We start from the raw sequence: 15,462 nt of genomic DNA, 5'->3' as shown, positions 1-15,462 counted from the left end.
AATGAGATCTGCTTTTTTAATACATATTAATCTTTCACTAATTCTTTGTAAACATCTTCATCAAGCACTGCATCAATTTCTCCAATATATTCCACGGGAGTTGCTTTCACAAATGTATGCTTAAAGACCCAAAGTGGGTCACTGGTTGATTCACTTTCAATTCCACCCATATCGTACAAGGTAATATCTGGCTCATCAAGGGCCCACTGAATCATTTCAGTTTGGATTGCATAAGGAGCGTAATAAGTATTTCCGTCCATTGATCCGGCATATACATACCAAATCTTGTCTCCATACTTCAAAGCAATCCCAGTTGAAAGTAATTCCCCATCACGTTTAGCGACATAAATTCTCATAGTATTTTCATCAAAGGCATCTAACATCCGTTGGAAATATTCTTTAGGACGATATGTGATTCCATGACGATCAGCCATCGTTTGGTAAGTCTCATAAAAATCATCAAGGGCAGCAGCAGCATGTCCCCAGGTAACTTCAACACCATCACGAATTGGTCGTTTTAATTTGCTTTTAGTCTTGGAAGGATATAGGTCTAAAGTTTTTTCTTTGCCAGGAAAATCAGCTAAATTTAAGACCATATTCAACCGTGGTTGAATTGTAGCATGCATACCCTCATCAGCAACATTGTGATTACGAGTTTTGTATCCACGCTTTTTAAGTGCTTCATTTAATTCATCTGAATATTCAATTTCTGGATCCATCCGTAAAACATAAGCATCTGGTAAAATCTTTTTAGCTTCAGCAACTAATTTATCCAAAAGATCTAGGTCAAATTGATTAGCAATGATTGGTCCTTTCGAAGCGTAAGCAAATTTTTTCCCTGCTGGAGTATCAGTCAACAGCATTGACATTGCTGCCACAATCTCTCCATTTTCATTTTCGACAAATACTTCGCGTGATTCCCAATTATTTTTAACTTTTGCCCAACCAAGGTCTTGGGTAAGACGTCCCTCTTTAGTACTACGCATGAACTTTTCGTAGCGCGCTACCATTTCTTTATCTTTTTGGTCTAAAACTGGCATCTATTTCCCACTCCTTCTAATTATCTATTACTGCTAATTATAGCATATTCAAATCAGTTTAATTCCAACAAAAAACTCATCTTTTAAGTAAGAGATGAGGTAATCTGTTCTTATAAATAAGCTTTGTAAGCTAAGTAACCGGCCAACACAAATGAAGCAATTGCAATCAACATTCTAAGCAATTTAACGTTCACATGCCGTACAATCAAGGGACCAGTATACCCACCAATTAGTAACCCAATTCCAAGTGGAACAACCGCAGACCAATCAATCGTGGCTTTAAAAATAAACAAAATGGTAGCTGCTACATTACAAATACAACACATGAAGTTTTTTACCGCATTATATTCGGCAAAATCCTCATGAGTAATTACTCCTAAAATGGCAAGTAAAACCACTCCTCCAGCAGCACCAAAATAACCTAAATATCCACCAACAAACACAATTCCAAAATAACTAATTAACTTAATAATTCCTGCTCGATGTGGATTTTGATCATCACGTTTTAATCTACTTTCAACAGTACTTTCAGTTCCGCGACCGGAAATAATTAACAAAATTCCTGCTGATAAAATGAAAAATGGCACCACTTTTTCAAAAGTTGAAGCCGGTGCAACTAACAAAAGCGAACTTCCAATAAAACTTCCAATTACAGCTAAAATTGTATAGCCAATTACTCGATGCCATTGGCCCTTTAGTTCTCGCAATGATGCTGGAATTGCGCCCAATCCCGTACTAATCAAGGCCACTGTATTAGAAACATTGGCAACGACTGGGGGAATTCCCACGATTAGCAGTGCTGGATAAGAAACAATTGATGCCAATCCAGCAATCGTGGCTAATAAACCAGCGAAAAAACCGGCAACAATTAAAAATAAAATAGTTAACAACATTTTTTAGAAATCTTCTTTCTGTATGCGAATTGTCTAACGTTATTAACCATTATACATGAAATTATTCTCAACTCGACCTTAGATTTTAAGTTGATTATTGTTCGTAAATTTATCAAAAATATAAAATATTATTATTTATTATTTGTGTTTATAGCGATCTTTTGTATAATATTTTACAATACTTTAAAAAGGAGCGGGAATAATCATGTCAAAATCAAAGAATGTTATTGCAAATTCAAAATAAAAAGTAGCCAAATTTAATTTTTTAATATATAGACTACTTAATTAGGGAGCTTCTATTATATGAAAAGTTTAAAAAATCCTGTCGTCCGCTATCTATTAATTTTGTCTATCATTGGAGCTTTAGGAAGTAGTCTTTATCGAATTGTCCTAGTTCAATATGCGGCTGCCTTAGAATTTGCCAAATGGGCAATTATATTCGTTTCTGTTTCTCAAATTTTACCTTTTCTATTACAGGTAATTCCAGGTAAGTATGCTGATAAAACTAAACAAAAGTTCGGTGCAATGTTTTATACTCAATTAATCGCTGGATTTATATTCATTGGCATTGGATTGTTATTAGATTTAAGCAATTGGTTTGCATTAACGATTATTCTTTTTTTAGATGCTATTGTTACCTTAATTTCCCTCTATGAAAGTGGACTAATTGCAGTAATTCAAAAACGATATATTTGTAAAGATCTTATGGAATCATCAACGGGACTAATTAATGGTTTATCCATTTTAATTAACATGATTGGTCAATCTCTAGGAGTAGGCATCCTATTAGTTTCTCATAACGATTTTCAAATTGTGGCTTATATTAATTCATTAACTTTTTTCATTTCAGCAGCATTTATTTATCTAAAACGAAAAAAATTTAATGATCAAAATTTAGCTAATCTTATCCAGCCTTCTGTTTCACGTGAAACAACTAACTCAAAAGCAATGATTAATAAATCTGAATTTTGGAACAATGTTCAAATTATATTCCAGGCTAATCCATATATTATGTTAACTAGTCTAATTTTTGAAAACTTTGTTTTCTCAGGAATGTTTGCTTATGTTAGTATTACTTTGTTAAATGACAAATATATTAAATTGCCTTATTCTGTTAGTATCTTAATTTTTTCAATTTCTATTAGTGCTGGATTCTTTATCGGGAGTTTACTTGCTGATAAAATTTTGAATAAAGTCCCCTTAACAATAATTAGTATGGTAGTTGACTTTTTAACGATTTGCTTTTTTATTTCCATGTTTATCTTTCATCAAGCTTATCTCGCATTTGCAATTATTTTTTTGATTTATCTACTATTTGGTAAATTTGATACTAAAGTTTACTCACGAACCGTAACAACCGTCAAAGAAAAAGTTTTAGCAAGTTTTCGAACTAAAATGAATTCATTGATTAACGCTTCATTGCCGATTGGAACCTTTGCACTCCCCTTCATAGCTACCACATTAGGAAGCATGTCCAGTTGTTTACTAGTAATCTTATGTATGACAATTAATCTGATTATTTTATTATTTGCTACTAAAAAATCCTTTAATCTAAAAAAAATTAAAAATTAAAACAGTCACCACTGAATAACTATTTAGTGGTGACTGTTTTGTTAATTATTTTTAAATTCTTCAATTTTGTTGTATAACTCAGCTTCTACATCTAATAGCATTTTTTCTTTAATTTTTAATTTCTTTTCTTCCTTTTTTAAAATGTCCAATTCCGATTTTATAATAGTTAAATTGTCTTTCAACTGGTTACTTGTGCCGCAATTATTGTCATGGTTAGCTTTTATTTTTTGAATTACTTTTAATGACAATCCTAATGATTTAAGTTGAACTATATTATTAGGATTGTCACTTTCTTTTGGTGTAAAAAGATACCAATTATTCTTTTTTTCGGTGTCAACAATTTTAAATTTATATAATACTTAACTGTATCTACAGTTGTATTATGTTTTTTTACAAATTTAGAAATATGCATTTCTTCTCCTTGTCAGAGGGTTAACCCCCTATGTTTAAATAATCATATAAAAACAATTGGAGGTATACTATGAATATTTTATTTTATCTTTTAATATATCTTTATGGAGTGGGTATGGGAGGCAGTTCAATTGCCCTTTTCACGAGTGGTACTCTGCCATTTTGGGCACTAATAATTAATTGTATAGGGCCAATAACTTTATTTTTAACCCCCAAATCAAAAATTTTCTTTTATGTAGGTTTGTTATTAATAATCATAACTTCAATAATTAATGGCTTTCTACTAAATGGCTTTCCAAATCCAATTCATTTATTAATTAGACTTCTCTTCTCATTATTAATGATATTTTTATATAAATACATTAACAATTAAGCAGCTCAAATATGAGTTGCTTTTTGTTTTATTTGAAAACCAATAACGAAAAACATAATGCTAATAAAGTAATTAGCAAGACTGGAATCGTAATTACAAAACCAATCTGGCAATACTTTTTCCATCCAATTTTAATTCCTTGCTTATTTAAAACTTGAAGCCAAACTAAGGTAGCTAATGATCCAATTGGAGTTAGCTTAGGCCCCAAATCTGAGCCAATGATATTAGCATAGATTAAAATTTGCTGAATAATTCCAGTTTGTCCAGCCGCCTTAATTGATAGTGCATTAATCATAGTAGCAGGTAAGTTATTCATTATTGAAGAAAGTAAAGCCGCTAAAAATCCCATGCCTAGTCCAGCACCTAAAGTCCCTAGCCTAGTAAGTTGCTTAATGAGCGTACTTAAAATATTAATCAACCCGATATTTTGTAAACCATACACAACTACATACATCCCAATTGAAAATATTACAATATTCCACGGCGAACCTTGAATTATTTTTTTAGCATTAATTTTAGGATTTTTATGACAAACAAATAAAAATAGCCCCGCAATTGGTAACGCAATTAAGGAAACGGGAATGTTTAAAGGTCCACTAACGAAGTATCCAATTAGTAAAAAAAATAAAATAATCCATGATAATTTAAATAGTTTTTTACTTACGATAGCGTTCTCAGGATTCCCAAGTAAGTGAACATCATAATGCTGAGGAATGTTTTTTCTAAAGTACCAATACAAAATTCCCATACTACTTAACAAAGCAACCAAATCAGGAATTAGCATAATAGTAGCATATTTTCCAAAACTGATATTAAAAAAATTGGCAGAAATAATATTGATTAAATTACTTACAACAAATGGTAAGGAAGTCGCATCCGCAATAAATCCACATGCAATGATAAACGGAAAAGTTGCTTTTTTACCAAAATGCAAGGCATGCATAATTTCAATTACGATAGGTGTCAAAATTAAAGCCGCACCGTCATTAGCAAATAATGCTGCTACTAAAGAACCAAACATAATAATTAAAATAAATAAGGTCGTTCCATTTCCGTTGGCTAAACGTGCTAGACGTAGTGCAGCCCACTTAAAAAAACCAATTTCATCCAAAGTAAGCGAAATTATCATAATTGCTACAAATGCCAAAGTTGCATTCCAAACAATCCCAACAACTGTATTTACATCATTAAAACTGACTATTCCAAATAATAAGGCAAGAATTGCCCCAATTGTGGTTGGCCAACCAATTGATAGATTTTTAGGCTGCCAAATCACAAAAACTAAAGTTACTATAAAGAGACAAATTGCTAAAGCTATCTTAATCAAGATTGGTACCACCTTTTTAAATTAGAAGCATTGTCTCTATTTTAACCACAAATTACTTTTTTTTAAATCATATAAAACAAAAACACTCCGCAAATTTGCGAAGTGTTTTTTTAGCTATAGTTTTAAAGTTTTACATTATATTCAGCGAAATATTCAGTTAATGGTTTTAAATCTTGACCATCAAACTTATCAAAAAATTCTTCAAGACTATAAGTTTTTCCATCATTTTCAAGATATTTAGGACTAACACTTTCTTCTAGTTTTCCATCAACAACTTTAACCACTAAATCTTCAACTGGTAAAGCCCGATGATCATTAATCTCAATATCAAGTAAAAATGGTTTTCCAGCTTTAGTAACCTTGATTGCTGTATCAAAAGCTGCACGAAGTTCAGAATAATCTTTAACTTTAAGGGCATCAATTCCCATTCCTTTAGCAATCATGGAGAAATCTTGACGTTGTAAATCAAGTCCAAAGATATTCATAGGAAGATCTTCTTGTTCACCTTCAATAAAACTTAAATCACCATTTTGAGTCACAATGTTAATAATGGGAAGATGATACTTAACCATAGTAACTAAATCCTGCATGACCATTGATAGAGCTCCATCACCAGCAATATTAAAGACTTGTTTATTTGGTTCATCTAACTTAGCAGCGATAGCACCGGGAACTCCAAACCCCATCGTGGCAAACAATGCAGAAATAATCCATTGATTAGTAGGTTTTAAATTCAAATATCTAAAGGCACTAATGATATTATCACCAACATCAATTGAAAAGACGGCATCTTGATCAGCAACTCGGTTAACTTGTTCGTAAACCTGAGCTGGAGAAAGACTCTCATTTTGACTAGCTTTAATTTTGGCTAAGTATTTTTTCCAATTTTGTTGATCAGCTGCTGCTGCTTCAAAGAATGGAGATGCTGAAACTGGTTGGCTAGCGGCGATTGCCTTTTCTACAAACGCAGTTGCATCAGACCAAATAGCTAAATCAGGAACATGGTGACGACCAATTTCAATTTCAGCATTATCAATTTGGATATATTTAAAATCATGCCCAGCATAATAACTCTTAGCAAATGGGAAATCGCCACCAATAGCAATTACTAAATCAGCAGTTCCTAAAATTTCATCCGCAGCTTTTGAAGCGGCCCGATTTGCAGTTCCTAAATTACCTTCGTAATCTGGATCAATTAATCCAATTGCTAATCCATCCATAATCAAAGGAATCTGAAGCCGTTTAGATAATTCAATTAATTTTGATCCACCTTGTTTAATTCCACGTCCAACGTGAATTACAGGACGCTTAGCATCTTTAACCATGTCTAAAAATTCAGCCACTTCTGTATCTGTAGCAACTGGTTCTGGCATTGGTTTTTCATAAGTCTTTGAAGCTGAGTCATAGCGAACATCAGGAATTTGCGTAAATCCAAAATCATTCGGAATCACAACAACGGCAACTCCTTTTTTAGCATAGGCCTCATGAATTGCTCGATCAATGACATGAGGTAAACTTTCAGGACTCATTACTAATCGATCATAAACAGCAACATCAGAAAAGATTGGTGTCTCTGGCATTTCTTGGAAATAATTGTAGTTCATATTATCATGACCAACTTGACCAACTAATGCTAAAACGGGTACATGGTCTTCTTTTGCATCATATAAACCATTCAATAAATTAACTGCTCCTGGACCAGCTGATCCAAAGGCAACTCCAATTTTACCCGTCAATTTAGCGTGAGATGCGGCTGCCAAAGCACCGACTTGTTCATGACGAACTTGAATATATTCAAGCCGATCTTTTTCTTCGTCAAGAGCGTGCAAGGTAGAGTTAATTGACCCACCAGGATAACCATAAACTTGTTTAACCCCATATGCTTCAATAACCTTTAACATTGCAACTGCTGCTGGTACTGTTTTTACATCTTTCATAAGAATACCTCCTTTATTTGACTTAAGCATAACCCCATTTGTAAGCGGTTACAACAGTTTTGCTTATGAATTTAATCACAAAAAAATACATCATCAACCGATGATGTATTAACTATTTAGTTAAACTACGTTGTCTATAACGTAAAAAAATTCCAATGGTAACTGGAATCGTTAAAATGACTCCAATCGAAGAAATCAACGTCATAATAAATTCAGAAATAAAAATTTTATCATTAATAATCATTCCAAAGCTATAATGTAACCGCGAAAACCAGATAAAAAGTGCTAACAATTCTCCATAAAAACCAAAGAATAACGTATTAAAGGCCGTTCCAATAATTTCTTTTCCAACTACTAATCCCTCACTACGTAATTTAGCAGATGTAATAGCTGGATTATGTTCTTCAATTTCAAATAAACCTGTTGCGATAGCAATTGAAGCCTCTGCCACCGCCCCTAAACAACTCAAAATCGTCATTGCACATGATACATCAATAAATTTAACCCCGAGTTGTAAAGAAAGTCCTTCTAAGTCTTCTGTATTTTCGGGTCCAAATCCTTGAACTTGTGCCCAATGTTCAACTGGAATAATTAGTAAAATTACAATTCCCACCACAATTAAAGAAGTGATAAAAGCAATGTCAGCATTTCGCCCTTGTTGATTCCCAAAATAAATCGAAATTACTAAAATAATCACTGCATTAATTAATGTCACCATTAAATAAGGAAAACCATACGAAATTAAAACAACTGAAATAAATACTAAACAAAAATTAAACATTAACCCTAAAAAAGAAACAAAGCCTTGTTTTCCTCCAGCTAACAGCATTGATCCAAATAAAATCAAAACTAATAATGTAATCGTCGTCATTTAATCACCTTCGTTTTACAAATTGTACCAGCAATCAACCCCGTAATTGGAACCGTTAGCGCAATTCCAATTCCACTAATTAAACTTTGGACAATTCCTAATGACATAATCATCGAATATGAATATCCCCAACTATTTCCATTTTTCAAAAATAGGACCATCATTGGAAAAGTTCCAGCTACAAAAATTAAAAATAGAACATTAATTAAAGGACCCATAATTGAACGTCCAATCTTACGAGCATCTTCGAACAATTGCCAAAAGCTTAAGGTCGGCTCTTCACGATTAACAGCAAATAAACTTGAAGTAATATCAGCTGACAAATCCATAATGGCACCTAAAGAACCAATCATACTTCCCGCAAAAAAAAGCGGTAATCGTTGTTGTGTAACGTAGTCCATCATTTCAAACTTCATTCCACGTTGATTAGTAAAGGATAATACCAAATAAGCAATTAAGATTGCCGAAAAGGTTCCCATAATTGTAGCCGCAATTGCAACAACGGTCTCCTTCGATCTTCCAAAGATCAAACAAGCTGTTACCACCGTAAAAACAATTGAGAGAATTGCAAAAAGCAGAAAGGGATTAACGCTAGTATGTACGTCTAATTCAATTGCCAAAAAGAATAGCAATCCATTAACCACTAAACTCAACAATGCCATTGATCCACGAAATTTAAGAATTAATAATAAAAGCGTGACAGTTAACCAAATTAGACAAACAATTACCGTATCTCGTTTAAATCCTGTAATCATAATGGCCGACGTCTTTAACTTATGACTACCAAGATGAACAAAAACTTGTTGTCCAACGTGATATTCTTGATCGGTTGCCCCCGTCCCACTAAATTGGTTTTGTGCAGTCACCGTTTTTCCCGCTGCTTTTCCATTTAGAATTTTCAATGTTAATTTTTGATTTTCTTGATAATCATGATTTTGAAATTCATCGGTAGTTTTTGTTTTTCCATAATTATGGACTTGTTCTACTTGTGCCACGGTTTGTTGATAAATTGGTGCATCGTAATGCGTTAAAAAAACAGCTAATAACCCAGTTATCAAAATAAGCAAAATGGTTAGCCACTTAACCTTGGTTTTCGGCTTAATTCTTGTCAACATATCATCTCCTACAAGCTTTTATTTTTAATTTTAGCATCATTTATGATAAGGACTTCCCTGATTAATCATGAAGGCCCGATAAATTTGTTCACAAAAAACTAACCGCATTAACTGATGTGGTAATGTGAAGCGTCCAAAAGAAATTGTCGCATCAGCACGTTGCATCACTTCTTTAGAAAGTCCGAGCGATCCACCAATCACAAAGGTCAAATCCGAGTGTCCGTAAGTCGTTAAATCCTTAATTTTAGCAGCAAATTCTTCAGAAGATAATTGCTTCCCTAAAATAGCTAGAGCAAAAACAAATTCTTTATCGTTAATTTTACTAAGCATCCTAGCACCTTCTTTTTGTTTAACCTCATCCATTTCAGCTTCACTTAAAGATTCGGGTGCTTTTTCATCAGAAACTTGGACAATTTTGAATTTACAAAACCGTGAAAGTCGTTTTTCATATTCAGCAATCCCTTCGCGAAAATATTTCTCTTTGATTTTTCCCACTACCACTAATTTAATGTTCATAACTATCCTCCTTTTAACAATTTATCCACAAAGTTATCCACAGAAATTACAGTGAATTATTTCTTTTTGTGGTTTTATCCACCACGCTTTTTCTGGGAATATTGTCAATTATTTTTTTGTTTTTTACTGTTTTCCACAGCAACGTACGTTCGTTAACCCAAAAATCAGTCGCTGTGATTACTTATACTAAAGGGATAGAAGCAGCAGCTTGATTGTTTCTCAAAGTTATCCACAGTAGTTGTTGATAACTAGATGATTTTTATAAACACTTAACAAATCCTTAATTAACAACCATTTAGCATTCCACACAAAGTTTTGCACAGATTTATCCACAGGATATTAACTAAGTCTGTTTAGTTATAATTTTTTTCTTAATTATTAATTTTAAATAAATAGCTTTGTTCGTAATTAAAAAAACAAACTAACAGAAAGTGGGATTGCTTTTTTTAGTTTACAAAGGACTTCAACATTATTATAACCGACTTTTTGCTTGATTTTTAACTTTTTTAAGCTTCCACACTGCGTTAGACTAAGTACTCATTTATCTTTAATTTCCGTTTAGCCAATTGTGCACACAAAAAGCGCAATTATTCTTACGAAAATCACGCTTTATAAAGTATATAAATCTGAAGGCTTCTCTACGTCAGTTCCATGAATTTGAAAACTTTTGCCAACACCTAAACCATTATTTTTCATCATTGATGCCACCGTTAGGCGTTGTAACTCTTTGGTATTATTGTGATGACTACGATGAGCTAAAAAGATATGTTTAGTTTTGGGACCCATTACGTCCATAAGGACCTGAGTTCCTTCTACATTGGATAAATGCCCAGTATCACTTTGAATCCGAAGCTTTGTGTAGTAAGAATAGTCTCCATTCATCAACATGTCAGTGTCATAATTACATTCAAAAAGATAACCATCTGCATCTCGAATAATTCCAGCTACATTATCAGAAATTGTCCCAGTATCAGTGACCACAACAAAACTTTTACCATTATGATGATAATTATAAAATTGTGCCTGCGCCGCATCATGCGAAACTGCGAAACTTTCTACGTCTAAATCTCCAAATGATTCAGTTTGATCAGGATTAAAAATGTATTTTTGTTCTACGGGAATTTTACCAATTTTGCCATTCATTGCTTGCCAGGTTGGTTCATTAGCATAAATATTCATTCCATATTTTCGAGCTAAAATACCAACTCCTTTCGCATGATCAGTATGTTCATGCGTCACAAACATGGAATCAACATCTTTTAAATCCTTGCCAATTGATTGCATCATTCGTTCAATTCGTATCCCCGACAATCCGGCATCTTGAATGATTTTATGTTCCGGCGTTTCAATGTAAGTGCAATTTCCGCCGCTTCCGCTCGACAATACACAAATTTTAAAATCATCGTTATTCATCTTTACTATTCACACTTTCTAATCCCCGTTGGCTTTCTACTGTGTTTTGAACCTGTTCAGTTTTAAATGATTCCCCAGTAAAAGCATTAATGCGATGAATTTTTATCTCAGAAGTAGCCTTTGCTTTAGTTGCAATCACCCACGTTGGAATATATACATCCTTACCATTAATGTGAAGCAACTTAGTATAAGCTAATTTGATCCAAACCACATTTGAATTATTAGGAATTCCATTATATTGGTACAAGTAAATCACAGCACGTTCTTGCGAAATCAAATCTGCTTTTTCATGTAGGATTTTTATATCATTTAATTTTTGTTGCTTATAACCGACCAACCGCTGATTATCATTCAAATTAAACGTAATCCGAGCTTCGGAAGTATAAAATAAACCATCAACTGCTTTTTGATCATAAACTAATTTAGACTTGGTTGAAGCAATTCGATCAAATTTATATTGCTTACCATCTAAAACAAAACCAGGTTTTTGCATTAATTGATTAATGGTTTTTTCAGGATGTTTTTCATCAACTCTAAGTGGATTATGAAAAGTACTACTAATTGTATCATTTTCATCAATTAGAGCATCCTGATTACGTAAAGTACTAACTTCCTTATCCAATCCATTATCTCGTGTAGCCGCAATGTAATAGCCCGATTGCTTCTTATCAGATAATTTACCTACAGCAATGTTATCACGCTTCATTTCTTTAATAACTGCACTATTTACGTTTTCAGGTTCAGAATTATCATTTTGCATGTTATTAGTTTTCGTCATTAGTACCAAAAAGATATCAATCACAATGAAAGCAAAGAGGAAAACGGCTTGAATTCTTTTAAAGTTCATTAGAATCATCCTTTCCCAGATGCGTATCTAAATAACGATAGCTAATCCATTGATTATTGTATTTAATAAACCAACTTGGCTGAAGGGTCACAATCAGCTTATTTTGAGTATCAGGGATAACTTGGTATCCCAAACGAATTCCACTAATTTTTTTCATGTTAACATTACTTTTTTCCAAATCCATCAACAAAGTCCGGGAACTTGGTAACGTCGTATTTTGCTTATCAGTTGGCACGGGTACTTGAAAATCACGCAATGAGAAAGTATAGCTTTCTGTACTACCATTTACAAACTTATAAGAATAAATTCCAAGTTGTTGGTCACTATAAATCGGAAAGCCTTCAATATAAAATCGATAATTAACGTTATGCCCCTTAGGATGATACGTATCAAACTTAGTATTTTCTAACGGTACACCCAATTGAACAGCATTTTGGTAAGCAGATTTTAGGGCTGCCATTTGTGACGTAATTTTTTGATTAGGGTGATAATTGTTATAAACCACATCATCATTATTATCAAACGTCAAATCTTGATTTTGAGAGCTGTAAATTGTTTTATCCTTTTGATGCTTCACAGAAGCGGTCGTCACATTTCCAATAATCCGATTCAAATATGAATTTTGGGTCTGTTCTTGCAACATATAACCGTAATCTTTCATCTTAACTTGATTAGGGAAGTAAATATACGGATGCCCATTGACCGAGCGTAATTCAACCCGATTACGATTCATTTTTTGGCTAAGAATCTGATTAATTTTTTTCAGTTTAAGCGACTTTACCTCAACTTTATAAACTGACATTTGTTCGTCATTAAGTAAGTAAATGTAATGATCATCCCTATGTAAGGGCACAACGATGCACTTAATGTTTTCTTTATCCTTAAACTGACTACTATGTAGAATTTCAGACAGCATGTCAGAAGCAATCGGACTATTATAATTTAATACCAACGAATTCGACTTATTCACAACTTGATTATATTTAGTTTGGCTTCCTTGTGACACCCTTTCAATATGAGAATAATCGTAATGTTGCATCGTTTTGAAGATTTCAGAAACTAAGTTTGTGGATGAACTAGTCAATAACCACTTCTCTTTTGCTGAATTTTCAATTAATTGCGTTGGAGAATAAACATCAATCATGCCCCGTGAAGTTGCATCCATCTGCAAAGTAGCAGCTTTTTTTTCGTGAACTCGACTACCAAAACGTGCTGGATTAGTTAATAAGGAAACGGATAAAATCACACTAATTAAAACTGAGATTCCTAATAAAATGGGTAGTGCATATCGTCTAAGCTTTACCATCATCCCACAAATCCTCCTCAATTGTTTCACAAGGTAAAGTAATATAAAAAGTTGATCCTTTGCCTTCAGTACTACTTACGTGAATATTTCCACCAAATGATTCCATGATTTCTTTTGAAATTGCAAGACCTAAACCACTTCCGCCTTGAGCACGAGCACGAGCCTTATCAACTCGATAGAAACGATCAAAAATATGTTTAAGCGCTGACTTGGGCATTCCTAGTCCTTGATCAGTAATACTCATCACAATCTGATTGTGATTTTCGTAAAGTCGACAGGTAATAACTCCACCATCAGGAGAGTATTTAACCGCATTATTCATAATATTATCAACCACTTGGGTAAATCGATCGGTATCAATTTCAGCCCACAAGTCTTGTTTCGTAAAATATCGTTTAATTTGATAACTTTTCTTGGTATCATCACTTTTTACAATCATATCAAAACGATCAAGCACATAATTAAACAACCGGGTAATATTGACTACTTCCTTATTATAACTTTGTGTCCCAGAATCCATCCGCGACAACGTCAATAAGTCATTAATCATCCGAATCATCCGATTAGTTTCGTCTTGAGTAACGTTTAAAAATTTAGGCGCTAACTCTTTATCTTTCCAAGCCCCATCTAGTAAAGCCTCAATGTAAGAATGAACGCTTGTTAATGGGGTTCGAAGCTCATGCGATACATTTGATACGAATTGCCGCCGATCAGCATCAATTTTTTGTTGTGCAGTAACATCATGAAAAACACAAACAATCCCATTAATAAATCCGGATTTACGTTGGATTAAAGAAAAATGAGTTGAAAGTATCAATTGATGCTGGTCATTGGAAAAATCTAGAATTAACTGTCCAGGATCATCAATTAAATTTTTCAAAGTATATTTATTTTGCAACTTTAAAACTTCTAAAATTGGAAGACCAACCACTTGCTCTTTTTCATCGTCTAGTAGGTCTAAAGCTTCATCATTAACAATTGTTACAATTCCACGACGGTTAGTTGCCATCACTCCATCGGTCATATTATCAAGAACCGAATCCAAACGTCGCCGTTCCGATTCAGTCGATTCTTGTGATTCTTCAACTTGAACAGATAAATTATTAACAGCATGAGCTAGTTGACCCAGCTCATCATTTCCGTAAACCTGTACGTGACCAGAATAATCACCACGTGCAATTTGTTCAGTTTGTTTCTTTAGTTCATCAATTGGTTTCGTAATCGCACGTGAAATCACTAACGTTAAGATAAAACCTAAAATGATTGATAAAACTGCAGCAAATAAGTAAATCGTCGTTACTCGATTAATATTACGATAAACGGGACTTAAATTAGCCCTTACATAAACAGCTCCCTCAACGTTATTTTGACTTTTATCATCATTAACTAAGGGAATAATCATCGTATAATAACGATTATTGTTATTAGAAGTATTTTTTTCAATCGTTTTTCCGCTGTAAAGTGCACTTTTAATGTCACTGTCAGTATTCTTTTGTCCAACTAAAGACTGTTCACTAGTTTGACTAGTTCCACGGATGTTATCGCGATCATCAACTACCGTAATTTCATCAACATTATTCACATCTGCATCTTGTAAAATGGACCGAATTTGTTTATTCGCTTTAATTTGGTTTTTATTGGCTAATTGATTTTTTAAAGCAGTTGTCACGTAAGGTTTAAGCTGAATGGAATCCTTAAATGTATTTAAGTTTTGATACTCTAGTTGCCGAACGAAGACGGTTCCCACAATTTCAAGGGTTAGTAACATCATCAAGACGAAAATCAGGGCGATCTTAAAATGAATTGATTTAAAAACTTTCCACTGCTTTTTCATTACGCGT

General features: G+C 33.4%; 12 protein-coding genes. 1 reads left to right on the top strand and 11 read right to left on the bottom strand.

All coding sequences use genetic code 11. The annotated features are described in order from the left end of the window. Positions 1–26 precede the first annotated feature (26 nt). Together femX and AC0GLY_RS00130 are read right to left on the bottom strand one after the other, a co-directional pair. Complete coding sequence (femX, locus tag AC0GLY_RS00135; RefSeq protein WP_496611559.1) at positions 27–1,040, bottom strand: UDP-N-acetylmuramoylpentapeptide-lysine N(6)-alanyltransferase; 1,014 nt, start codon at positions 1,038–1,040, stop codon at positions 27–29. Positions 1,041–1,150: 110 nt separating this feature from the next. Continuing rightward, positions 1,151–1,933, bottom strand: coding sequence for a sulfite exporter TauE/SafE family protein (locus AC0GLY_RS00130; RefSeq protein WP_496611558.1), 783 nt, complete (start codon positions 1,931–1,933; stop codon positions 1,151–1,153). Positions 1,934–2,236: 303 nt separating this feature from the next. On the opposite strand from AC0GLY_RS00130, the gene AC0GLY_RS00125 reads away from it, so the two are divergent. Continuing rightward, on the top strand, positions 2,237–3,505 hold the full coding sequence (locus AC0GLY_RS00125; protein WP_496611557.1) for an MFS transporter: 1,269 nt from the start codon (positions 2,237–2,239) through the stop codon (positions 3,503–3,505). Positions 3,506–4,317: 812 nt separating this feature from the next. On the opposite strand, the gene AC0GLY_RS00120 is transcribed toward AC0GLY_RS00125, so the two are convergent. The 9 genes from AC0GLY_RS00120 to walK form a co-directional block, all read right to left on the bottom strand. Continuing rightward, positions 4,318–5,613: an arsenic transporter gene (locus tag AC0GLY_RS00120; RefSeq protein ID WP_496612276.1), complete on the bottom strand. Its 1,296-nt coding sequence runs from the start codon at positions 5,611–5,613 to the stop codon at positions 4,318–4,320. Positions 5,614–5,738: 125 nt separating this feature from the next. Next, entirely contained in the window at positions 5,739–7,553 is a 1,815-nt protein-coding gene (spxB, locus tag AC0GLY_RS00115; protein ID WP_496611556.1) for a pyruvate oxidase, read from the bottom strand. 112 nt (positions 7,554–7,665) lie between these two features. Continuing rightward, the gene (locus AC0GLY_RS00110; protein WP_496611555.1) at positions 7,666–8,424 is read right to left on the bottom strand and encodes a YibE/F family protein; all 759 of its coding nucleotides are present in this window, start codon (positions 8,422–8,424) and stop codon (positions 7,666–7,668) included. After that, positions 8,421–9,539: a YibE/F family protein gene (locus AC0GLY_RS00105; RefSeq protein ID WP_496611554.1), complete on the bottom strand. Its 1,119-nt coding sequence runs from the start codon at positions 9,537–9,539 to the stop codon at positions 8,421–8,423. The genes AC0GLY_RS00110 and AC0GLY_RS00105 overlap by 4 nt, the downstream gene beginning before the upstream one ends. A gap of 36 nt (positions 9,540–9,575) precedes the next feature. Next, the gene (rlmH, locus tag AC0GLY_RS00100) at positions 9,576–10,055 is read right to left on the bottom strand and encodes a 23S rRNA (pseudouridine(1915)-N(3))-methyltransferase RlmH (protein WP_496611553.1); all 480 of its coding nucleotides are present in this window, start codon (positions 10,053–10,055) and stop codon (positions 9,576–9,578) included. A 609-nt stretch (positions 10,056–10,664) separates the two neighbouring features. Then, entirely contained in the window at positions 10,665–11,468 is an 804-nt protein-coding gene (locus tag AC0GLY_RS00095; protein ID WP_496611551.1) for an MBL fold metallo-hydrolase, read from the bottom strand. After that, positions 11,461–12,315: a two-component system regulatory protein YycI gene (locus AC0GLY_RS00090; RefSeq protein ID WP_496611550.1), complete on the bottom strand. Its 855-nt coding sequence runs from the start codon at positions 12,313–12,315 to the stop codon at positions 11,461–11,463. Before AC0GLY_RS00090 ends, AC0GLY_RS00095 begins: the two co-directional genes overlap by 8 nt. Continuing rightward, positions 12,305–13,624 carry a two-component system activity regulator YycH gene (gene yycH, locus AC0GLY_RS00085; RefSeq protein ID WP_496611549.1) on the bottom strand — a complete coding sequence of 440 codons (1,320 nt, stop codon included), beginning with the start codon at positions 13,622–13,624 and terminating at the stop codon, positions 12,305–12,307. Before yycH ends, AC0GLY_RS00090 begins: the two co-directional genes overlap by 11 nt. Continuing rightward, on the bottom strand, positions 13,608–15,455 hold the full coding sequence (gene walK, locus AC0GLY_RS00080; protein ID WP_496611548.1) for a cell wall metabolism sensor histidine kinase WalK: 1,848 nt from the start codon (positions 15,453–15,455) through the stop codon (positions 13,608–13,610). The genes yycH and walK overlap by 17 nt, the downstream gene beginning before the upstream one ends. Between the last annotated feature and the right edge of the window lie 7 nt (positions 15,456–15,462).

Source organism: Fructilactobacillus sp. YLN 2507 (genome assembly GCF_059614085.1).
The sequence above is the reverse complement of the archived record's forward strand: the minus strand, read 5'-3'. Positions and strand labels throughout refer to the sequence as shown.